Source organism: Mycobacterium sp. SMC-13, from assembly GCF_045311035.1.
Lineage (GTDB): Bacteria > Actinomycetota > Actinomycetes > Mycobacteriales > Mycobacteriaceae > Mycobacterium.
On sequence record NZ_JBJIAI010000006.1, the window covers coordinates 149,553 to 170,374 of the forward strand.

Here is a 20,822-nt window from a genome sequence, read left to right on the forward strand (position 1 = left end):
GCGCGGTGCGGCGACGAGTTCGACGTCAACTGACACGACGGGCAGTCCTCCTTCCAGCGCGGACGTCCTTCAAGGTCTGGCGGTCGTCGTCCCCGGACAGGTCGGACCCGGCGTAGTGCCGGAACACGTCCTCGAGCGTGGCAGCCGGACCGAGCGACGCCTTCAGATCGGTGGGCGACCCGACGGCCTGCAAGACGCCGTGGTGCATGAGGGCAACCCGGTCGCACAACGCGTCGGCTTCCTCCATGTAGTGCGTGGTGAGCAGGACCGTCATGCCGAACTCCCGCTGCATGTTCGCCACCTGGGTCCAGACACTGTCGCGCGCAATGGGATCCAGGCCGACGGTGGGTTCATCGAGGATCAGCAGCGACGGCCGGTTCACCAGGGCCTGCGCCAGCTCGAGTCGCCGAACCATGCCGCCCGAGTAGGTCTTGGCGGGCCGGTCGGCGACGTCGAGCAGCTGCATGGCGCGCAGCGCGTCGTCGACCCTGTCGCGGCGCTCGCGGCGCGGTATGTCGTACAGCCGCGCGAACAGGTCGACGTTCTGGCGTCCGGTGAGGGCGGATTCGATCGAGAGTTGTTGCGGCACATAGCCGAGGTTCTGGCGGATATCCATGGTGCGGCGGCCGGCGTCGAGCCCGAATATGCGCACCTGCCCGTGCTGCACGGGCGTCAGGGTGGTGAGCAGGCGCACCAGGGTGGTCTTGCCGGCGCCGTTGGGGCCGAGCAGTCCCATGGTTTCCCCGACGTCGACGGTGAGGCTCAGGTCGTCGACGGCGGTGAAATCGCCGTAGCAGTGCGTGACGTGATCGCATTCGATTGCGGGAGTACTCATGGCTGGCTCTCCTGGAGCATTCGGGTCATCTCGGCCAGGACGGTCAAACCCCTTGACAGATCATCGATTTGCTCGGTGCTGAGCTGATTGAGCACGACATCGAGGGCGGCCCGGCGGGAGGCACTGGTCTGATCGGCGAGCTGCTGGGCCGGCTCGGTCAGCCGGAGGCGCCCGATGCGGCGGTCGTCGGGGTCGACGGTGCGGACCAGGAGGTTGTCGGTGACCAGCTTGGAGACCAGGGTCGACGCGGTGTTGGCGGCCAGGCCCAACTCCTGTGCGGCTTCCCGAACCGAGATGCCGGGCCGGCGGCCGACGAGTCTGAGCAGTTCGGCCTGCGACTGGGTGACGCCCGCGAAGCTCCCGCCGGCGGTCCGGCGCAACTGCCGGCGGAACGTGCCGACCGTGTGGAACAGGTCGGTCGTGAGGTCCGGGACGGGAGCGGTGTGGGCGGGCACGTCTCAACAATAGCTCTGTTACAGAGGTATTGCAGAATCGTGGTTTACTCGGGCGGTGTTCCCCGCATACCGCACGCTGCTGACCGGCTTCGACGGCGGTGTGGTGACGCTGACGCTGAACCGGCCCGAGCGGCGCAACGCCTTTGGTGACGGGATGCGGGAAGAACTCGCCGACGCCTACACCCGGTGCGACCAGGCAGACGACGTGCGTGCCGTCGTGCTGACCGGGGCGCCACCGGCGTTCTGCGCCGGGGCCGACCTGGCCGCGGGTGACGAGACGTTCGCGGCGCCGGGCCCGGAGTTCAGTGCGGCCGGCATCCCGGTTCCGGCGTGGTCGTTGAGCAAGCCGGTGATCGCGGCGGTCAACGGGCACGCCATCGGGCTGGGGCTCACCCTGGCGCTGCAGTGCGATATCCGGATTTTCGCCGCCGACGCCCGCTACGGCGTCGTGCAGGTGCGCCGCGGGGTGGTGGGGGACGCCTACTCGCATTGGGCATTGCCGCGATTGGTCGGCATCGCCCGGGCCGCGGAAATCCTGTTGACCGGAACGACTTTCGACGGCCGCCGCGCCGCGGAGCTCGGCATCGCGAGCCGCGTGCTGCCCGCTGATGAGGTGCTGCCGGCCGCGCTGGCGGTGGCCCACGACATTGCGGACAACACCGCGCCGATGTCGGTGGCCGCCAGCAAGCGGCTGCTCTGGGACTCGTTCGACCTGTCGCGCGACGAGGTGGGCCGGCGGGAGACCGAGATTCATCTCGCGGTGATGGCGCATGACGACGCCAAGGAGGGCGTGCGGGCGCTGCAGGCCGGGCGGTTGCCGCGGTGGTCGGGCCGGCCGGTGGATCCGACGCGTTAGGGGCGAGCGGAGCGACGGGAAGTGCCTCAGGCGACCGTCACACCGGAATCTCTCAGGGCGGCAACGGCATTCGTCGTGCTTTCGGCCGATACCCCGGCGGTGTAATCGAGCAGGACGCGGGTGCGGAACCCGGCGTCGGCGGCGTCGGCCGCCGTGGCCTTGACGCAGTAGTCGGTGGCGATGCCGACCACGTCGACCTCGTCGACGCCGCGGGTGCGCAGCCAGTCCGCCAGTGTGGTGCCGCTTTCGTCCTCGCCTTCGAACCCGCTGTAGGCCGCGGAGTACGGGCCCTTGCGGAACACCGCCTCGACCGTGGAAACGTCGAGCTCCGGGTGGAACTGCGCGCCCGGTGTCCCGGCGACGCAGTGCGGCGGCCACGACGTCACGTAGTCGGGCTGGTCGGAGAAATGCGCGCCCGGGTCGATGTGATGGTCGGCCGTGGCGACGACGTGGTCGTACTCGCGCCGGGCCAGCAGATCGCTGATCGCGCGGGCCACTTCACCGCCACCGCACACCGCGAGGGAACCCCCTTCGCAGAAGTCGTTCTGCACGTCGACGACGATCAACGCCCGCATGTGTCCACGGTAGACCGCTTGCTGCGGTTCGCCCGTTGCCGTAGCGTCCGGACACGTGTCTGAACAGGCGCTTGAGCCCACCCGGCGCCGGTTGACGGCCAAACAGGCCGATACGGTCGACCGGCTGAGCCGTGCCGCGCTCGACCTGTTGCGCCGCGAAGGCTTCGCGGGGCTGACGGTCCGCCGGGTCGCGGCCGACGCCGGTGTCGGCGCGGCGACGGCCTACACCTACTTCTCGTCGAAGGAACACCTGGTCGCCGAGGTGTTCTGGCGTCGCCTGGCGTCGTCGCCGCCCGCGGCGCATGACTCCGACGATCCTGCCACGCGGGTGACCGAGGTGCTGCGGCACATCGCACTACTGGTGATCGACGAGCCGGAGTTCGCCGGCGCCGTCACCAACGCGCTGCTGGGCCGCGACCCCGACGTCGAGGTGCTGCGGCAGCGCATCGCCGCGGATATCCGCTCCCGACTGGCCGCGGCGCTCGGTCCGGACGTCGACGACGATGTCATCGAGTCGCTGGAGATGCTCTATTCGGGCGCGCTGGTCCGGGCCGGCATGGGGTTCACGTCGTACGACGAGATCGCCGCGCGGCTGGAGAAGTCAGCGCGGCTGATGCTGCGCTGACGATCGGGTGCCCAGCATCGCGAGCGCGGCGGTGACAGCAGGTTCGGTGAGCTCTGCGACGTCGCGGCCGTCCTCGACGAGCAGTGCGGTGAGTTCGCGGAGACCGCCGAGCAGGATCAGGGCCACCGGCCGGTCGATCGGGGCGATGCCGGCACGCTGGAACCCCGAACCACTGGTGAGGTCGACGACCATGTCGGTGAGATGCTCCATGGCCAGGCGATTGAGTGGCAGCGCGGCGTCACCGAGCGCCGGCGCCTCCCGGATCCAGCTCAAGGTGATCGCGGGCCGGGAGGCGATGTGCGCGACGTACGCGTCGACCGCGTTGCGCACCTGCTGCTCCCAGTCGGCATCGGGATCGATGGCGGCGCGGATCCGGGCGATGAGGTCGTCGTTGTTGGAGCGCAGCAGTTCGACGAAGCACTCTTCCTTGCTGGCGAACTGGTCGTAGAAGGTGCGCTTGGAGGTCTTGGCGTTCCGGACGATGTCGGCGACGGTGGTGTCGCGGTAGCCCCGGGTCTCCAGGGAGGTGGCGAGCCCGTCGAGCAGCCGCCCGCGGAACGGCTGCGGAGCCGTCTGCGCCGCGTTGACCTCGCTGCCTGCCATCGCTCTCCCAAAACCCTTGTCACCTTTGGTACCAGCCGGTACCGTACCGGATAACCACGCGGTACACCGTGGTACCGCGTAAACAGTGGTTTGGAGCGTGCCATGACCGAAACCGTCACCGCTGAACTCACCGAGTGCGCCCCGGCGATCCATCTGCCACCGGCGACCGGAGTGCCCAAGATTCTTCAAGGGGTCGCGTTCGCGACCAATCGGCGCCGGTTCGTCAACCGGATGGTGCCGCGACTCGGTCCGGTATTCACCTGTGATGCACCGGTTTTCGGCCGCGCCGTCATGGTGACCGACCCCCAGTTGGCCAAGCAGGTGTTCGCCGCGAACCCCGCCGACGTCGGCAACATCCAGCCGAACCTGTCCCGCGTCCTCGGCAGCGGATCGGTGTTCGCGCTCGACGGTTCCGAGCACCGGCTGCGCCGCAAGCTGCTGACCCCGCCGTTCCACGGCAAGAGCATCAAGAATTACGAGCGCATCTTCGAAGAGGAGACGCTGCGTGCGGCGGCGTCCTGGCCCGAGGGGAAGTCGTTCCCCACGCTCGAACCGATGATGCACATCACCCTCAACGCCATCCTGCGCGCGGTGTTCGGCGCCGACGGTCACCACCTCGACGAGCTACGGCGCATCATCCCGCCGTGGGTCACCCTGGGGTCGCGACTGGCGGTGCTGCCCATGCCGCCGCGCACCTACGGCCGCTTCACGCCGTGGGGCCGGCTCGCCGAATACCGGCGCCGGTACGACGAGGTCGTCGGCAGACTCATCGACACGGTCGCGGCCGACCCTGATCTCGACAGCCGCGACGACGTGCTGGCGCTGCTGCTGCGCAGCACCTACGAGGACGGAACGGCGATGTCCCGCAGCGACATCGCCGACGAACTGCTGACACTGCTGGCCGCCGGCCACGAAACCACCGCGGCCACCATGGCGTGGGTCTTCGAACGGATCTCCCGCCACCCCGAGGTGCTGCGCCGTCTCGAAGACGAGGTGGCAGCCGGTGACACCGACGAGTACCGCCAGGCGACCATCCTCGAGGTGCAACGCATCCGCACCATCATCGACTTCGCCGGCCGGCACGTGTACGCGCCGACCTTCCAGCTCGGGGAATGGGTCATCCCGCGGGGCTTCTCGATCATCGTCGCCATCGACCACATGCACGAGGACGCAAAGGAATTCGCCGATCCGGAGCGGTTCGACCCGGAGCGCTTCCTCGGGCGCCGTCCGCCGCTGGCGTTCCTGCCGTTCGGCGGCGGTACCCGGCGCTGCGTCGGGGCGGTGTTCGCGCAGGTCGAGATGGACGTGGTGCTGCGGACGGTGTTGCGGCACTTCGCCATTCAGGTCAGCAGCGCGCCGGGGGAGAAGGTCTTCTCGCGGGGTGTGGCCTACACGCCCAAAGACGGCGGCCGCGTGACCTTACGCCGGCGGGTCACCCCGCTGTAGGTTCATGCTGTGACCGAACGGATTACGCAGTACCGCCATGACGGACTGACCTTCGACGTGGTCGACTCCGGCCCCGTCGACGGCGATGTCGTGGTGTTGTTGCACGGCTTCCCGCAGACCGCCGAGTCCTGGACTGCCGTGTCGGAGCTGTTGCATGCCAACGGTTTCCGGACGCTGGCGCCCAATCAGCGCGGCTACTCGCCCGGTGCCCGGCCGAAGGGCCGGCGGCAGTACACGATCCCCAAACTGACCGACGACGTCGCCGCGCTGATCGAGTTGGTCGGCGGGCCGGTGCACGTGGTCGGGCATGACTGGGGCGCCGCGATCGCCTGGGCGCTGACGGCGACCAAACCCGAGCTGGTGCGCACCCTCACCGCGGTGTCGGTGCCCCATACCGGTGCCTTCCTGAAGGCGATGGCCGTCGGGACGCAGGCGCTGCACTCGTACTACATGCTGATCTTCCAGCTGCCGTGGCTCGGCGAACGGTTCGCGCAGTTGGCGATGCCGCGCAGCGGAATGACCGATGAGGCGCTGGCTGTCACGCGGGCCGAGGTGTTCGACAGCGGGGCCCTGACCACCGCACTCAACTGGTACCGCGCCATGCCGTTCGTGAACCCGAAATCGGCGTTCATCCCGGTGACGCGGCCGACCACATACATCTGGAGCGACGGCGACATCGCGCTCGGCCGCAAGGGTGCCCTGCCGACCGAGCAGTTCGTCCACGCGCCGTACAAGTTCGAGATCGTCGAAGGCGCAAACCACTGGTTGCCGGACCAGCACCCCGAGCTCGTGGCCCGGCTGATCGCCGAGCGCGCCGCCACCTAGCGATTTGTGCACGATTTTCCGCGGCCCGCGCGGAAAATCGTGCACAAATCACGCTCGTTTGGGCAGTTTCCAGCCCGGCCGCGGGAAGTGGCAGGTGTAGCCGTTGGGGATGCGCTCCAGGTAGTCCTGGTGCTCCGGCTCGGCCTCCCAGAACGGGACGGCCGGCGTCACCTCGGTGACCACCTTGCCGGGCCACAGACCCGAGGCGTCGACGTCGGCGATGGTGTCTTCGGCGATGCGCTTCTGCTCGTCGTCGGTGTAGAAGATCGCCGAGCGGTAGCTGGTGCCGACGTCGTTGCCCTGCCGGTTGACGGTCGACGGGTCGTGGATCTGGAAGAAGAACTCCAGGAGCGCCCGATAGTCGGTCTGGCTGGGGTCGTAGATGATCTCGACGGCCTCGGCGTGGCCGGGGTGGTTGCGGTAGGTCGGGTGATCGTTGGTCCCGCCGGTGTAACCGACCCGGGTCTTGAGCACACCCGGCTGCTTGCGGATCAGGTCCTGCATCCCCCAGAAGCAGCCGCCCGCCAGGATCGCGGTCGCAGTGTCGGTCATGTACGCCTCCTCGCTTTGATTCCAGCGAACCGAACTCCCGGCGAGTGCGCAAGTGCTCGACAAACGTCACTAGAACGTGTTCTAGTTTTCCTGTGACGGGCAACACCTTCAGTCGCGACGAACTCATCGCGGCATTCGACGTCTTCGAGCAGACCGTGGACCGCGCCGCCCAGACGCGCGACTGGGATCCGTGGACCGACCACTACACCGAGGACGTGCTGTACATCGAACACGCCATGGGCACCATGCACGGCCGCGAGGAGGTGCGGCCCTGGATCTGGAACACCATGGAGAACTTCCCCGGCAGCTACATGACGTCGTTCCCGTCGCTGTGGAAGGTGTACGACGAGGCGACCGGTCGGGTCATCTGCGAGCTCGACAACCCCATGCGCGATCCCGGCGACGGCACCATCATCGGCGCCACCAACATCTCGATCATGACGTACGCGGGCGACGGCCTGTGGAGCAAGCAGGAAGACATCTACAACCCCATGAAGTTCCTCGAGGCCACCATGGCGTGGTGCAAGAAGGCCGAAGCGCTGGGCACGCTGCCGGAGGTGGCCGAGGAGTGGATGCAGAAGTTCGGCGGTAGGGGACGCCGATGACGTCGCTTGTCATCGGGGCCAACGGCTATCTCGGCTCGCACGTCACCCGGCAGCTGGTGGCGGCCGGGGAGGACGTGCGGGTCATGGTTCGGGCCGGTGCCAACACCATCGGCATCGACGACCTCGCCGTCACCCGCTACGAGGGCGACATCTGGGACAACGACACCCTGCGGGCCGCGATGACCGGCGCCGACGTCATCTACTACTGCGTCGTCGACACCCGCGGCTGGCTCCGGGATCCGTCGCCGTTGTTCCGCACCAACGTCGAGGGCACCCGCAATGTGCTGGACGTCGCGGTTGAACCCGAAATCGCGTCGGGCCTAAGGAAATTCGTCTTCACGAGCAGCTACGCCACGGTGGGGCGCAAGCGCGGCTTCGTCTCCACCGAGGACGACATCGCCGACGAGCGCACGCTGCCGCCGTACGTGCGCTCGCGCGTGCAGGCCGAGAAACTGGTGCTGCAGTACGCCCGGGAACGCGGGCTGCCGGCCGTCGCGATGTGTGTGTCCACCACGTACGGCGGAACGGACTGGGGCCGTACGCCGCACGGCGCCATCATCGCCGGCGCCGCGTTCGGGAAGCTGCCGTTCGTGATGAGCGGCATCGAGCTGGAAGCGGTCGACGTCAACGACGCCGCCCGCGCGCTGATCCTGGCCGCCGACAAGGGCCGGCCCGGTGAGCGATACCTGATCTCCGACAAGATGATCAGCAATGCCGAGGTGGCGCGCATCGCCGCGGCCGAGGCCGGGGTGCCGGCGCCGGCCAAGTCGCTGCCGCTGCCGGTGACGTACACACTCGCCACCCTGGGCACCGTCAAAGGCCGGCTCAAGGGCACCGACGAACACATGTCGCTGGCGTCACTGCGACTGATGCGCGCTGAGGCGCCCGTCGACTGCAGCAAGGCGAGGGCTGAATTGGGCTGGGAGCCAAGGCCCGTCGAGGACGCGGTGCGGGAAGCGGCGCGGTTCTGGGTGGGCCTGCGAAAGGCTCGGCAGGCCCAGAAATCCCGGGGCTGAACAACGCGCCGTGCAGCGTTAAGTCGTGGCGCGGCAAGGCCTACCGCGGCTAGCGTCGAAGCCATGACGGACAGATTGCAGGTGGACCTGACCGGGGCACCGCAGACCATGCTGGCCACGCTGTACGCCAAGGCACTGGACGCCGACCTGCCGAAGTCGGTGCTGCACGACACCTACGCCCGCGATGTCGTCGCCCGCATCGACTACGACTGGTCGCAGACCACGATCACGGCCGCCAGGTCGCCGGGGGTCACGCTGCGGTCGGCCTACTTCGACAAGACGGCCCGGCAGTTCCTGGCCGTTTACCCGGAAGCCGTTGTGCTGCACCTGGGTTGCGGACTGGACAGCCGACACTACCGGCTGGACCCGGGACCCGGCGTCGACTGGTACGACATCGACTACCCGGAGGTCGCCGAGCTGCGCCGTCAGCTTTACCCGGCCCGCGAGCACTGCCACATCGTCCCGGCATCGGTGACGGACCCGGCGTGGCTCGCCGGCATCCCGGCCGACCGCCCGGTACTGATGCTGGCCGAGGGCCTCACGATGTACCTCAGCGAGGCCGACGGCCAGGCACTGTTCCGTCGCATCGTGGCGCATTTCCCAAGTGGGGAACTGCAATTCGATGCCTTCAGCCGGCTCGGTGTGAAGCTGCAGTGGACGAACTCCGTGGTGCGCCGTTCGGGCGCGACGTTGAAGTGGGCCATGGACGGCCCCGACGACGTCCTGTCGGCAGTGCCGGGACTGCGGCTGCTGTCATGGGAGTCCGCCCTCGGCCCCGACGGCTACAACCTGCTGCCGACGGGACTGCGCGTGATGGCCGCCGTCATGCGCGCCGTGCCCGGCATGCGCCACATGTCGCAGTACCACCGGTATTCGTGGGGCTGACCGCCCGGCCCGGTCAGGCGGCCTCGGCGCGGGCCTTCAGCCGCTCGAGCGTCAGCCGGATGTTCTCGGCGTTGGCCGCGTCCCGGTCGGCGACCCCGGTGAGCGAGGCGGCGAACAGCTTCAACAGACCCGGCCGGTTGTCCCACGTGGACTCGGTGACCCGGCAGCCGTTCGGCGTCTCGGTGATGTCGTAGCGCCAGTGCGCGATGGGCACGATCGAGGACTTCACGGCGAAGCCGAACGTCTTGCCCGGCTCGGCTTCGGTGACGGTGCAGCTGGTCGTCCAGGTCTTCGAGCCGTTGCGGTTGTGTCCCTTGAACACCGAACCGGGTACCGCCGAGGACCCCTTCTGCCACTCCATGGTGTGTGCCTCCTCGGCGAGCGAGGCCAAGGTGGGCAGATCGGTCAGCAGCGCGTAGACAGCCGACGGGCTGGCGGCGATCTCGATGGCGGCGGTGACGGAGGCGGGTCCCTGTGCGGTCATGGCGCTGATCGTAGACAGACCGTCCTGGGGTTGGGCAAGCGGTAATTGTCGGTGGCGCAACAAGAATGCTCGATCTTTGCGGTAACCGTTTCGGGGTATCCCGGCGATATACCGCGTGACGGCACCTTCCAACGAAGGAGTTGGGTTGATATGAGCAAAAAGACGTTTGTGGCAGCTACCGCGCTCACCACCGGTGTGAGCGCGGCGATTATGGGATTAGGAGTCAATATCGCGCAGGCGAAGCCTGCACCCTGCCCGCCGATGCAGGTATGCAACGGTCCGGGTAACGGACACGGACCGGGTGGCGGCGGTCCGCCCGGAAACCCCGGCGGTCCACCTGGAAACCCCGGCGGTCCACCTGGAAACCCCGGTGATCCCGGCGGCGGGCCGGGTGGGCCACCGCCAGGTAACCCGGGCAATCACGACGACTGGCACCCGGGCGACAACGACAATGGCCGTGGGGACTGGCATCCCGGCGACCAGGGGAACTGGCACCCCAGGCCGGGCGACCCGGGACCGGGCGACTGGCACTGGCGTGGCGGCCCGCCGCCGTGGGGCCATGGTCCTGGGCCGTGGGGCTGGGGACCACCGCCCAGGCCGAACATCATCTGGGTGGCGCCCCCGCCGTGGGCACCGCCGCCGCCCCCGTTCGACTACTGGGGCTACACCGTCTACCCGGTGTGGGATCCAGGCTTCATGGCGTGGGGTTTCTGGTTCTTCGGCATCTGGATTGCGCTGTAATCCGTCAGTAGTTGCCGTCTGATGGCTGGGCCTGTCACTGGTGACAGGCCCAGCGTCATGTCGGGAATCGGCGCCGCCGGGAAAGGTGTTGCACTGAACATGACCGAGCGTCCCGTGCTCGAGCCCAGTGCGGCTCACCCCATCACCATCACGCCGACCGCCGGACGTGTCACCGTGACGGTCAACGGCCGCGTGGTTGCGGACACCACTGACGCACTCACTCTGCAAGAGTCGAATTACCCAGCGGTGCAATATGTTCCGCTCGCCGACGTCGACCAGACGGAGCTGTCCCGAAGTACGACCACCAGCTACTGCCCGTACAAGGGTGACGCCGGCTACTACCACGTCGGCGGCGTCGAAGACGTCATCTGGACGTACGAACAGCCGTACCCCGCGGTGGCTGAGATCGCCGGCCGGGTGGCGTTCTACCCCGACAAGGCCGACATCGTGGTGCACCCCGCCTAACCTGGAGCCGTGCCCACCGCCAGCCTGGCCCTGGACGGCCCGGCCGGCCTCGGCCTGACGTTGTCGCCGCTGCGCCGCGGAGGGACCGATCCGACCTTCCGGACCGTCGACGGCGTCATCTGGCGGACCAGCCTGATGCGCACCGGCGGGGTCACCGCGCGCCTCAGCTCACCCGATCTCAGGACCGTCGACTGCGAGGTGTGGGGCGACGGCGCCGCCGAGTTCCTGGACCGCCTACCCGCGCTGGTCGGCGCCGAAGACGACGCCACGGGATTCGCACCCACCGAACCGACCATTGCCGAGGCCTGGCGCCGCGTGCCGCACCTGCGCGTGTGCCGGACCGGACGGGTGCTGGAGGCACTGGTCCCGGCGATCCTCGAGCAACGGGTGCAAGGCCGGGATGCGTGGAATTCGTTCCGCAAGCTCACCGTGCGGTATGGCGCACCTGCGCCCGGCCCGGCGCCGGCCGGCATGCGGCTGCCGCCGACTGCCGAGGCGTGGCGCCGCATCCCGTCCTGGGAATTCCACCGCGCGAACGTGGATCCGGGCCGGGCCCGCACCCTGGTCGGCTGCGCACAGCGGGCCGACGCGCTGGAGCGGCTGACCGCCGAGACCGCGATCACGGCCCTGATGTCGTTGCCGGGAGTCGGGCTCTGGACGGCCGCCGAGACGGTGCAGAAGGCGTTCGGCGACGCCGACGCGCTCTCGGTCGGCGACTATCACCTGGCCAAGATGGTGGGCTGGACCCTGCTGGGCCACCCGATCGACGACGCCGCGATGGTCGAACTGCTGGAACCGCTCCGGCCGCACCGGCATCGGGCGGTACGGCTGCTCGAGGCCAGCGGCCTGGCGCGCAATCCGAGATTCGGTGCGCGCCAGGCGATTCCCAGCCTGAAGGAAATCTAGGCGGCGGCCACGACGTCGGCTTCGTGATCCGTCTCGGCCGTGCCGAACAACAGCGGATAGGCGATGCCCGCGATGGCGGCGCCGACCAACGGCGCCAGCCAGAACACCCACAGCTGCGTCGGCGCCCCGTTGCCGTTGAAGAACGCGACGCCGGTCGAGCGGGCCGGGTTCACCGAGGTGTTGGAGATCGGGATCGAGATCAGGTGGACCAGGGTCAGGGACAGGCCGATGGACAGTCCGGCGAAGCCCTTCGGCGCCCGGGCGTCGGTGGAGCCCAGGATCACGAACAGGAACATCGCGGTCAGGACGATTTCGGTGATGAGCACCGACGCCAGGCCGAAATGTTCCGGGGAGTGGTCCCCGAAACCGTTCGCGGCCATGTTGCCGGTCGCCGACCAGCCCTTCTGGCCGCTGCCGATCCAGTAGATGACCGCGCCGGCGATGAGGCCGCCGATGACCTGGGCGATCCAGTACCTAGGCAGTGCCTTCCAGTCGATCCGCCGGGCCAGGGCCGCGCCGAGCGTGACCGCGGGATTGAAATGGCCGCCCGAGACGGTGCCGAAGGCGTAGACGCCCGTCAGTACCGTGAGGCCGAAAGCTATTGCGACACCGAGGAATCCGATGCCGATAGAGGTGTGTTCGGTGGGATTGGCGGCGAAGACCGCGGCGCCGCAACCGCCGAGCACGAGCCAGAAGGTGCCGACGGCCTCCGCCGCCAGCTTGTGTGTCATCGTGGGAGCACTCATTTGGTCGAACCCTCCAATTCCTGTCGAAAAAGCCGGGTCAGCAAACAGCATTTCGAGGATCCCACCGGTGGGCGGCCGGGAGCCCGGCTGTTGCTGAATAGCAGCTCAAAGGTGACCGGCGGGTGCCCGCTGACCGGCCCGGAATCTAAGAATCTGAGCAATCTTTGCAGCAAATAAACTTTTGGTAACAGCCTGCGTAAATGTGACTTCTAGCAAACCATATTGCGGTGTCGTGACCAGTGGTGCAGGTGGGCCCCGTCGGGGTGTGACCGGAATTGATTGGCGAAAACGCAAGGGCTCCAATAAAATTGGCCCTACCGACCGGTAGCTTTAGAGTGCTGTGCAACACAGTCACAGCAACCTCATTAGGTCTGCCTAAGTTGGCATGTCAGGCCGGGTTTGTCATATCGTTTTGTCTCAATCGAGGCGAGCGGGACGGCCCGTCGTTCAGTGCTGCACGCTGGCATACCGTCGCTCAGTCCGCTGACGCCGTTGAAAGCGGCGGTCAAGCGATGCTTCGTAAAGAAGATGGTGAAGGGTTAGGTGGGAATGGCGCCGCAGCACGGCGGACCCAGCAAGGTCGGGCTGTACAACCCCGCGCATGAGCACGACGCCTGTGGCGTCGCCATGGTCGCGGACATTCACGGACGTCGGAGCCGCGACATCGTCGACAAGGCGATCACGGCACTGCTGAACCTGGAGCATCGCGGTGCCGCAGGTGCCGAGCCGAACACCGGCGACGGCGCAGGCATCCTGCTGCAGGTTCCCGACGAGTTCCTCCGCGCCGTGTGCGCCGAGGAAGGCTTCGAGCTTCCTGCCGAAGGCAGCTACGCCACGGGCATCGCTTTCCTGCCGCAGTCGGCCCGCGACGCCAAGCTGGCGTGCGAGGCCGTCGAGAAGATCGTCGAAGCCGAGGGCCTGCAGGTCCTGGGCTGGCGCGATGTGCCGTTCGACGAGTCGTCGCTCGGTGCGCTGGCGCGTGACGCCATGCCGACCCTGCGGCAGATCTTCATCGCCGGCGCCGACGGCATGCAGCTCGAGCGCCGCGCCTACGTCATCCGCAAGCGCGCCGAGCACGAGCTGGGAACCAAGGGCCCGGGCCAGGACGGCCCCGGTCGCGAGACGGTGTACTTCCCGAGCCTGTCGGGCAAGACCATCGTCTACAAGGGCATGCTCACCACCCCGCAGCTCAAGGCGTTCTACCTGGACCTGCAGGACGAGCGGATGAAGAGCGCGCTGGGCATCGTGCACTCGCGCTTCTCGACCAACACGTTCCCGTCGTGGCCGCTGGCGCACCCGTTCCGCCGGGTCGCGCACAACGGTGAGATCAACACCGTCAACGGCAACGAGAACTGGATGCGGGCCCGTGAGGCGCTCATCCACACCGACGTGTTCGGGTACCACAACGACCTGAACAAGATTTTCCCGGTCTGTACGCCGGGCGCCTCGGACACCGCACGGTTCGACGAGGCGCTCGAACTCCTGCACCTGGGTGGACGTCCGCTGCACCACGCCGTGCTGATGATGATCCCCGAGGCATGGGAACGCAGCGAGACCATGGACCCCGCCCGCCGGGCGTTCTACCAGTACCACGCATCGCTCATGGAGCCGTGGGACGGACCCGCGTCGGTGTGCTTCACCGACGGCACCATCGTCGGCGCGGTCCTGGACCGCAACGGCCTGCGCCCCTCGCGCATCTGGGTCACCGATGACGGGCTCGTCGTCATGGCCTCTGAGGCCGGCGTCCTGGATCTGGACCCCTCGACCGTCGTCAAGAAGATGCGCCTGCAGCCCGGCCGGATGTTCCTCGTGGACATGGCCGAAGGCCGGATCGTCGACGACGAGGAGATCAAGGACAAGCTCGCGGCCGAGCACCCCTACCAGGAGTGGCTCGACAACGGCCTGTTCCACATCGACGATCTGCCCCCGGGCGACTACGTCAAGATGCCGCACCACCGCGTGGTGCTGCGCCAGCAGGCGTTCGGCTACACGAACGAAGAGGTCAATCAGCTGATCGTGCCGATGGCCCGCACCGGCGCCGAGGCGCTGGGCTCCATGGGTACCGACACCCCGATCGCTGTGCTCTCGCAGCGGCCGCGGATGCTCTACGACTACTTCCAGCAGCTGTTCGCACAGGTCACCAACCCGCCGCTGGACGCCATCCGCGAAGAGGTCGTCACCAGCCTCTCGGGCGTCATCGGCCCCGAGGGTGACCTGCTGAACCCGGACGAGAACTCGTGCCGGCAGATCGTCGTGCCGCAGCCGATCCTGCGCAACGGCGACCTGTCCAAGCTGATCTGCGTCGACCCCGACCACGAGATCCGGGGCCGCAAGCACGGCATGCGCGCCGCGGTCATCAGCTGCCTGTACCCCGTCGCCGACGGTGGAGAGGGTCTGCGCCGCGCCCTGGAGGACGTCCGCACCAAGGTGTCGCAGGCCATCCGCAACGGTGCCCGCATCATCGTGCTGTCGGACCGTGAGTCCAACGAATGGCTTGCGCCGATCCCGTCGCTGCTGTCGACGGCGGCCGTCCACCACCACCTGGTCCGGGAACGCACCCGCACCCAGGTCGGCCTCGTGGTCGAGTCCGGTGACGCCCGCGAGGTGCACCACATGGCCATGCTGGTGGGTGTCGGCGCGGCCGCCATCAACCCGTACATGGCCTTCGAGACCGTCGAGGACATGGTCGACCGCGGTGTCATCACCGGTCTGACCAGCGACCAGGCCAAGGCCAACTACGTCAAGGCCGCCGGCAAGGGTGTGCTGAAGGTGATGTCCAAGATGGGCATCTCGACGCTGGCCTCCTACACCGGCGCCCAGCTGTTCCAGGCCGTCGGCATCAGCCAGCGCGTGCTCGACGAGTACTTCACCGGCATCTCCTGTCCGACCGGCGGCATCGACCTCGACGACATCGCGGCCGACGTCGCGGCGCGGCACAGCCTCGCCTACCTCGACCGGCCCGACGAGTGGGCACACCGTGAGCTCGAGGTCGGCGGCGAGTACCAGTGGCGCCGCGAGGGCGAATACCACCTGTTCAACCCGGACACGGTGTTCAAGCTGCAGCACTCCACCCGCACCGGGCAGTACTCGGTGTTCAAGGAGTACACCAAGCTGGTCGACGACCAGAGCGAGCGCATGGCCTCCCTGCGTGGCCTGTTCACGTTCAAAGAAGGTGTGCGCGAACCGATCTCGATCGACGAGGTCGAACCCGCCAGCGAGATCGTCAAGCGGTTCTCCACCGGCGCGATGAGCTACGGCTCGATCTCGGCCGAGGCCCACGAGACGCTGGCCATCGCCATGAACCGCCTTGGCGGACGGTCGAACTCGGGTGAGGGCGGCGAGAACGTCGAGCGCTTCGAGCGGGACGCCAACGGCGACTGGCGGCGCAGCGCCATCAAGCAGGTCGCGTCGGCCCGCTTCGGTGTGACGTCGCACTACCTGACGAACTGCACCGACATCCAGATCAAGATGGCCCAGGGCGCCAAGCCCGGTGAGGGCGGTCAGCTTCCGGGGCACAAGGTGTACCCGTGGGTGGCCGAGGTGCGCCACTCGACCCCGGGTGTCGGCCTGATCTCGCCGCCGCCGCACCACGACATCTACTCGATCGAGGATCTGGCGCAGCTGATCCACGACCTGAAGAACGCCAACCCCGAGGCCCGTATCCACGTGAAGCTGGTGTCGGAGAACGGCGTCGGTACCGTCGCCGCGGGTGTCTCGAAGGCGCACGCCGACGTGGTGCTCATCTCCGGGCACGACGGTGGCACCGGTGCGACGCCGCTGACCTCGCAGAAGCACGCGGGTGCACCGTGGGAGCTGGGCCTGGCCGAGACGCAGCAGACCCTGCTGCTCAACGGTCTGCGCGACCGCATCGTCGTGCAGGTCGACGGTCAGCTCAAGACGGGCCGCGACGTCGTCATCGCCGCGCTGCTGGGCGCCGAGGAATTCGGTTTCGCCACCGCACCGCTGGTGGTCTCGGGCTGCATCATGATGCGCGTCTGCCACCTCGACACCTGCCCCGTGGGTGTGGCCACCCAGAACCCGGTGCTGCGCGAGCGGTTCACCGGCAAGCCGGAATTCGTCGAGAACTTCTTCCTGTTCATCGCAGAAGAGGTCCGCGAACTCATGGCGCAGCTGGGCTTCCGCACCATCAACGAGATGGTCGGCCAGGTCGGCGCGCTGGACACCAGCAAGGCCATCGCGCACTACCGCGCGCAGAAGCTGGACCTGACCCCGGTGCTGTACGAACCGGAGTCGGCCTTCATGAAGCAGGATCTGTACTGCACGTCGAGCCAGGACCACGGTCTGGACAAGGCGCTCGACCAGCAGCTGATCGCCGAGTGCCGGGACGCCATCGAGTCCGAGGTGCCGGTCAGCCTCGCCATGAAGATCACCAACGTGAACCGCACCGTCGGCACCATGCTGGGCCACGAGGTCACGAAGGTTCACGGCGGCCAGGGTCTGCCGGACGGCACCATCGACATCACGTTCGACGGCTCGGCGGGTAACAGCTTCGGCGCGTTCCTGCCCAAGGGCATCACCCTCCGGGTGAACGGCGACGCCAACGACTATGTCGGCAAGGGTCTTTCGGGTGGACGCATCGTGGTGCGCCCGTCGAAGAACGCGCCCGCCGGCTACGTGGCCGAGGAGAACATCATCGGCGGCAACGTGATCCTGTTCGGTGCCACCAGCGGGCAGGCGTTCCTGCGCGGTGTGGTGGGCGAGCGGTTCGCGGTGCGTAACTCGGGCGCCGTCGCGGTCGTCGAGGGCGTGGGCGACCACGGTTGCGAGTACATGACCGGTGGCAAGGTCGTCATCCTCGGCGAGACCGGCCGTAACTTCGCCGCCGGTATGTCCGGCGGTATGGCCTTCGTCTACGACCCGAAGGGCGCCCTGCCGGGCAACATCAATGGCGAGATGGTCGATCTCGATGCGCTGGACGCCACCGACGAACTGTGGCTGCACGAGATCATCACCGCCCATGTCGATGGCACCGAATCGGCTGTGGGACAGCGGATTCTGGCCGATTGGCAGAATCAGAAGGAGCAGTTCATCAAGGTGATGCCTCGCGACTACAAGCGGGTACTGGAGGCGATCGCCGGGGCCGAGGCCGCCGGCGAGGACGTCAGCGAAGCGATCATGGCGGCCGCTCGTGGCTGATCCGAACGGCTTCCTCAAGCACACCCACCGTCAGACCCCGGTCCGCCGGCCGGTCGACCTGCGCCTCAAGGACTGGAAAGAGGTCTACGAGGAGTTCTCCAAGGAGACCCTGCAGGTCCAGGCCTCGCGCTGCATGGACTGCGGTATCCCGTTCTGCCACAACGGTTGTCCGCTCGGGAACCTCATCCCCGAGTGGAACGACCTGGTGTACCGGGACCGCTGGCGCGACGGCATCGAGCGCCTGCACGCCACCAACAACTTCCCGGAATTCACCGGGCGGCTGTGCCCGGCGCCGTGTGAGGCGTCGTGCGTCCTCGGCATCAACCAGGACCCGGTGACGATCAAGCAGGTCGAGGTCGAGCTGATCGACAACGCCTTCGACCAGGGCTGGGTCAAGCCGATGATCCCGGACGTGAAGACCGGCAAGAAGGTCGCCGTCGTCGGTTCCGGACCGGCCGGTCTGGCCGCTGCCCAGCAGCTGACTCGCGCCGGCCACGACGTGACCGTGCTCGAGCGGGCCGACCGCATCGGTGGTCTGCTGCGTTACGGCATCCCGGAATTCAAGATGGAGAAGCGGCACATCGACCGTCGTCTGGAGCAGATGACGGCCGAGGGCACGCAGTTCCGGACCAACGTCAACGTCGGCGTCGACATCACCGTCGAGCAGCTGCAGGAAGACTACGACGCGGTGGTCCTGGCCGGCGGCGCGACCGCATGGCGTGACCTGCCGATCCCGGGCCGCGAGCTCGAGGGCATCTACCAGGCCATGGAGTACCTGCCCTGGGGTAACCGCGTGCAGCTGGGCGACGACGTCCTCGGACCCGACGGCGAGCCGCCGATCACGGCCAAGGGCAAGAAGGTCGTCATCATCGGTGGCGGTGACACCGGCGCCGACTGCCTGGGCACCGCCCACCGGCAGGGTGCCGAGAGCGTCCACCAGTTCGAGATCATGCCGCGTCCGCCGGAGGAGCGCGCCGAGTCGACCCCGTGGCCGACCTACCCGCTCATGTTCCGGGTGTCCTCGGCACACGAAGAGGGCGGCGAGCGCGTCTTCTCGGTCAACACCGAGGAGTTCGTGGGCACCGACGGCAAGGTCTCGGCGCTGAAGGTGCACGAGGTCGTCATGAAGGCCGGCAAGTTCGAGAAGGTCGAGGGTTCGGACTTCGAACTCGCGGCGGACATCGTCTTCCTGGCCATGGGCTTCGTCGGCCCCGAGCGTGAGGGCCTGCTGACCGAGCTGGGCGTCGAGCTCACCGACCGTGGAAACGTGGCCCGGGACAACGACTTCCAGACCACCGTGCCCGGCGTCTTCGTCGCCGGTGACATGGGCCGCGGTCAGTCGCTGATCGTGTGGGCCATTGCCGAGGGCCGCGCCGCGGCCGCCGGCGTGGACCGCTACCTGATGGGTGAGTCGGCGCTGCCGAAGCCCATCAAGCCGACGGCTGCGCCGCAGCGCTGATCTGACAATCAACCGTGGCCCGGTGGTGCGATGCACCGCCGGGCCACGGTTTTTTCACGTCAGGAACGCAGAACCGGTGACTCTCACGCTGCATGGGTGGTGCAGATTGGCGACGGGCGCCGCACGCACTGCTCGATAAAATCGGCCGGTGAGCAGTGGGGGAGGGCCGACGCGACTGCCGCATCCAGTGGTGTTGGGTGCGGTCGCGGTCGCGATACTGGCGTTGGTGGTGCACAACCAGCTGGTGCCGTTCGATGTGAAGTTCTTCGGATTGATGGAGAACGACTTCGACCTGTCGACGTACCGAGCTGCGGTCGATGGGCTCTGGCACGGCAAGCCGTTGTACGAGACGCCGGCGTTGAAAGAGGCGTGGTTCGTCTACCCGCCGTTCGCGACAGTGCTGCTTGCCCCTTTCGCGTTGGCCGGCTTCGAAGTCGCGAAGTGGTCGCTGTTGGTCCTGTCGGTAGGGCTTTTGGCGCTGTTGGCTTGGCGCACAATGCGATTGGCCGGCGTTCGCGCTGACTGGCGACTGGCGACGGTCAGCGCGGCACTCGGCGTGACGGTCATAGATGTCGAGCCGGTGCAGGCCACGCTCTGGTGGGGACAGATCAATGTGCTGCTCATGGCGATGGTGCTGCTGGATCTGTTGCGGCCCAAAGCTTCCCGTTCTCGAGGTATCGGGTTGGGGCTGGCGGCGGGCATCAAGCTGACGCCGCTGGTGTTCCTGCCGTACCTGCTGCTGACTCGACAATGGCGTACTTTTGCCGTTGCCACAGGGACTTTCGTGGCAACGATGGTAGGTACCTGGCCATTCCTTCCGGCGGACAGCGGTTGGTTCTGGAGTCACCTCGGAGATACCACGCACATCGCGCCTATCGATCACCTGGCGAACCAGTCGATCAACGGCTTTCTCGCGCGCTTCTTCGCACCACTTCCACGGCCTGAATGGTTGTGGATCACCCTGAGCCTCTTGGTCCTGGTTGCCGGACTGGCGGTGGCGTGGTGGGCCCACCGCCGCGGCGAGCAGGCCCTGGCTCTCGTGGTGGTGGGCCTGACCGGTTGTGCCGTCTCGCCGTTCAGCTGGGCTGCGCACTGGGTCTGGTTCGCGCCGGTGATCTTCTGGCTCGTCGGGAAAGCCTGTACGACGCAGGGTGGTTGGGCTCGGGGCTGGGCGTACCGTGCCGCCGGCTTGTTCGCGGCGGTGTTCATGTGGACGCTGCACAAACCCGGCCGGAACCACACCACGATGTACTTCAGCGGCGTGTACTGGAATTTCCTCGACCTGCGGCCGTTCTGGATCGGCCAAGTGATGAGCGGCTGGTATCCGCTGGTGTACCTGTGCTTCCTGATCGGTGCGGTCGGTTGGTTGCGGTTGAGTACGTCGGAGCCGCGTGTGGTGGGCGCGACGGCCATGAGTGCCGACGATCTCGGGGACTACCCGCCGGAATTCCTTGACGACGAGGTGCCTGCTCGCGTCTAGCGCGGTCGGGGCGCGCCTCGGTACCTGATGATGCCGTTGATAACGACTCGATACCGTCGGGTGTGTCGCGTGAGGCTGGTGTGACTGGAGTTGCACAATTGATCGG

20 protein-coding genes are annotated in these 20,822 nt (G+C 67.5%); 13 read left to right on the forward strand and 7 right to left on the reverse strand.

Annotated elements, in window-relative coordinates; translation table 11 throughout:
• Window positions 1-25: 25 nt before the first annotated feature.
• A complete protein-coding gene (locus ACJH6I_RS11295) occupies window positions 26-835 on the reverse strand; it encodes an ATP-binding cassette domain-containing protein (protein ID WP_406774497.1) in 810 nt (269 codons plus the stop codon).
• On the reverse strand, window positions 832-1,290 hold the full coding sequence (locus tag ACJH6I_RS11300) for a MarR family winged helix-turn-helix transcriptional regulator (RefSeq protein WP_406774498.1): 459 nt from the start codon (window positions 1,288-1,290) through the stop codon (window positions 832-834). The genes ACJH6I_RS11295 and ACJH6I_RS11300 overlap by 4 nt, the downstream gene beginning before the upstream one ends.
• A gap of 55 nt (window positions 1,291-1,345) precedes the next feature.
• Here ACJH6I_RS11300 and ACJH6I_RS11305 point away from each other — a divergent pair, with 55 nt between their 5' ends.
• Complete coding sequence (locus ACJH6I_RS11305) at window positions 1,346-2,146, forward strand: enoyl-CoA hydratase-related protein (RefSeq protein WP_318984021.1); 801 nt, start codon at window positions 1,346-1,348, stop codon at window positions 2,144-2,146.
• Between the two features lie 26 nt (window positions 2,147-2,172).
• On the opposite strand, the gene ACJH6I_RS11310 is transcribed toward ACJH6I_RS11305, so the two are convergent.
• On the reverse strand, window positions 2,173-2,721 hold the full coding sequence (locus ACJH6I_RS11310) for a nicotinamidase (RefSeq protein ID WP_406774499.1): 549 nt from the start codon (window positions 2,719-2,721) through the stop codon (window positions 2,173-2,175).
• Window positions 2,722-2,776: 55 nt separating this feature from the next.
• On the opposite strand from ACJH6I_RS11310, the gene ACJH6I_RS11315 reads away from it, so the two are divergent.
• On the forward strand, window positions 2,777-3,346 hold the full coding sequence (locus tag ACJH6I_RS11315) for a TetR/AcrR family transcriptional regulator (protein WP_212807648.1): 570 nt from the start codon (window positions 2,777-2,779) through the stop codon (window positions 3,344-3,346).
• On the opposite strand, the gene ACJH6I_RS11320 is transcribed toward ACJH6I_RS11315, so the two are convergent.
• The gene (locus ACJH6I_RS11320) at window positions 3,323-3,949 is read right to left on the reverse strand and encodes a TetR/AcrR family transcriptional regulator (protein ID WP_212807647.1); all 627 of its coding nucleotides are present in this window, start codon (window positions 3,947-3,949) and stop codon (window positions 3,323-3,325) included. The two genes, ACJH6I_RS11315 and ACJH6I_RS11320, sit on opposite strands and share 24 nt — an antisense overlap.
• A 102-nt stretch (window positions 3,950-4,051) precedes the next feature.
• On the opposite strand from ACJH6I_RS11320, the gene ACJH6I_RS11325 reads away from it, so the two are divergent.
• Window positions 4,052-5,395, forward strand: coding sequence for a cytochrome P450 (locus ACJH6I_RS11325; RefSeq protein ID WP_212807646.1), 1,344 nt, complete (start codon window positions 4,052-4,054; stop codon window positions 5,393-5,395).
• A gap of 9 nt (window positions 5,396-5,404) precedes the next feature.
• Entirely contained in the window at window positions 5,405-6,220 is an 816-nt protein-coding gene (locus ACJH6I_RS11330) for an alpha/beta fold hydrolase (protein ID WP_406784080.1), read from the forward strand.
• A 48-nt stretch (window positions 6,221-6,268) separates the two neighbouring features.
• Here the strand turns inward: ACJH6I_RS11330 and msrA are convergent, their stop codons facing one another.
• The gene (msrA, locus tag ACJH6I_RS11335) at window positions 6,269-6,772 is read right to left on the reverse strand and encodes a peptide-methionine (S)-S-oxide reductase MsrA (protein WP_212807644.1); all 504 of its coding nucleotides are present in this window, start codon (window positions 6,770-6,772) and stop codon (window positions 6,269-6,271) included.
• Between the two features lie 92 nt (window positions 6,773-6,864).
• On the opposite strand from msrA, the gene ACJH6I_RS11340 reads away from it, so the two are divergent.
• The 3 genes from ACJH6I_RS11340 to ACJH6I_RS11350 all read left to right on the forward strand — a co-directional run bounded on the left by ACJH6I_RS11340 (window position 6,865) and on the right by ACJH6I_RS11350 (window position 9,278).
• On the forward strand, window positions 6,865-7,377 hold the full coding sequence (locus ACJH6I_RS11340) for a nuclear transport factor 2 family protein (RefSeq protein WP_212807643.1): 513 nt from the start codon (window positions 6,865-6,867) through the stop codon (window positions 7,375-7,377).
• A complete protein-coding gene (locus ACJH6I_RS11345; protein WP_212807642.1) occupies window positions 7,374-8,393 on the forward strand; it encodes an NAD-dependent epimerase/dehydratase family protein in 1,020 nt (339 codons plus the stop codon). Before ACJH6I_RS11340 ends, ACJH6I_RS11345 begins: the two co-directional genes overlap by 4 nt.
• A 63-nt stretch (window positions 8,394-8,456) precedes the next feature.
• On the forward strand, window positions 8,457-9,278 hold the full coding sequence (locus ACJH6I_RS11350) for a class I SAM-dependent methyltransferase (RefSeq protein WP_212807641.1): 822 nt from the start codon (window positions 8,457-8,459) through the stop codon (window positions 9,276-9,278).
• 13 nt (window positions 9,279-9,291) lie between these two features.
• On the opposite strand, the gene ACJH6I_RS11355 is transcribed toward ACJH6I_RS11350, so the two are convergent.
• Entirely contained in the window at window positions 9,292-9,762 is a 471-nt protein-coding gene (locus tag ACJH6I_RS11355; RefSeq protein WP_212807640.1) for an SRPBCC family protein, read from the reverse strand.
• Between the two features lie 261 nt (window positions 9,763-10,023).
• Between ACJH6I_RS11355 and ACJH6I_RS11360 the strand changes: the two genes are divergently transcribed.
• The 3 genes from ACJH6I_RS11360 (at window position 10,024) to ACJH6I_RS11370 (ending at window position 11,874) form a co-directional block, all read left to right on the forward strand.
• Entirely contained in the window at window positions 10,024-10,503 is a 480-nt protein-coding gene (locus tag ACJH6I_RS11360) for a chitin-binding protein (RefSeq protein WP_406774500.1), read from the forward strand.
• A gap of 99 nt (window positions 10,504-10,602) precedes the next feature.
• A complete protein-coding gene (locus ACJH6I_RS11365; RefSeq protein ID WP_212807638.1) occupies window positions 10,603-10,968 on the forward strand; it encodes a DUF427 domain-containing protein in 366 nt (121 codons plus the stop codon).
• Window positions 10,969-10,977: 9 nt separating this feature from the next.
• Window positions 10,978-11,874: a DNA-3-methyladenine glycosylase family protein gene (locus tag ACJH6I_RS11370; RefSeq protein WP_406774501.1), complete on the forward strand. Its 897-nt coding sequence runs from the start codon at window positions 10,978-10,980 to the stop codon at window positions 11,872-11,874.
• On the opposite strand, the gene aqpZ is transcribed toward ACJH6I_RS11370, so the two are convergent.
• The gene (gene aqpZ, locus ACJH6I_RS11375; protein ID WP_406774502.1) at window positions 11,871-12,620 is read right to left on the reverse strand and encodes an aquaporin Z; all 750 of its coding nucleotides are present in this window, start codon (window positions 12,618-12,620) and stop codon (window positions 11,871-11,873) included. The genes ACJH6I_RS11370 and aqpZ overlap by 4 nt on opposite strands.
• A gap of 549 nt (window positions 12,621-13,169) precedes the next feature.
• Between aqpZ and gltB the strand changes: the two genes are divergently transcribed.
• From gltB to ACJH6I_RS11390, 3 genes are all read left to right on the forward strand, one after another.
• Window positions 13,170-17,777 carry a glutamate synthase large subunit gene (gene gltB, locus ACJH6I_RS11380; RefSeq protein ID WP_406774525.1) on the forward strand — a complete coding sequence of 1,536 codons (4,608 nt, stop codon included), beginning with the start codon at window positions 13,170-13,172 and terminating at the stop codon, window positions 17,775-17,777.
• A complete protein-coding gene (locus ACJH6I_RS11385; RefSeq protein WP_406784081.1) occupies window positions 17,770-19,236 on the forward strand; it encodes a glutamate synthase subunit beta in 1,467 nt (488 codons plus the stop codon). Before gltB ends, ACJH6I_RS11385 begins: the two co-directional genes overlap by 8 nt.
• A gap of 148 nt (window positions 19,237-19,384) precedes the next feature.
• Entirely contained in the window at window positions 19,385-20,716 is a 1,332-nt protein-coding gene (locus tag ACJH6I_RS11390; RefSeq protein WP_406774503.1) for a glycosyltransferase 87 family protein, read from the forward strand.
• Window positions 20,717-20,822: the final 106 nt, after the last annotated feature.

Coding starts and splice junctions, on each gene's coding strand:
- ACJH6I_RS11295 (WP_406774497.1), bottom strand. CDS start 835: ATGAGTACTCCCGCAATCGAATGCGATCACGTCACGCACTGCTACGGC.
- ACJH6I_RS11310 (WP_406774499.1), bottom strand. CDS start 2,721: ATGCGGGCGTTGATCGTCGTCGACGTGCAGAACGACTTCTGCGAAGGG.
- ACJH6I_RS11320 (WP_212807647.1), bottom strand. CDS start 3,949: ATGGCAGGCAGCGAGGTCAACGCGGCGCAGACGGCTCCGCAGCCGTTC.
- ACJH6I_RS11325 (WP_212807646.1), top strand. CDS start 4,052: ATGACCGAAACCGTCACCGCTGAACTCACCGAGTGCGCCCCGGCGATC.
- msrA (WP_212807644.1), bottom strand. CDS start 6,772: ATGACCGACACTGCGACCGCGATCCTGGCGGGCGGCTGCTTCTGGGGG.
- ACJH6I_RS11345 (WP_212807642.1), top strand. CDS start 7,374: ATGACGTCGCTTGTCATCGGGGCCAACGGCTATCTCGGCTCGCACGTC.
- ACJH6I_RS11350 (WP_212807641.1), top strand. CDS start 8,457: ATGACGGACAGATTGCAGGTGGACCTGACCGGGGCACCGCAGACCATG.
- ACJH6I_RS11355 (WP_212807640.1), bottom strand. CDS start 9,762: ATGACCGCACAGGGACCCGCCTCCGTCACCGCCGCCATCGAGATCGCC.
- ACJH6I_RS11360 (WP_406774500.1), top strand. CDS start 10,024: ATGCAGGTATGCAACGGTCCGGGTAACGGACACGGACCGGGTGGCGGC.
- ACJH6I_RS11365 (WP_212807638.1), top strand. CDS start 10,603: ATGACCGAGCGTCCCGTGCTCGAGCCCAGTGCGGCTCACCCCATCACC.
- aqpZ (WP_406774502.1), bottom strand. CDS start 12,620: ATGAGTGCTCCCACGATGACACACAAGCTGGCGGCGGAGGCCGTCGGC.
- gltB (WP_406774525.1), top strand. CDS start 13,170: ATGGCGCCGCAGCACGGCGGACCCAGCAAGGTCGGGCTGTACAACCCC.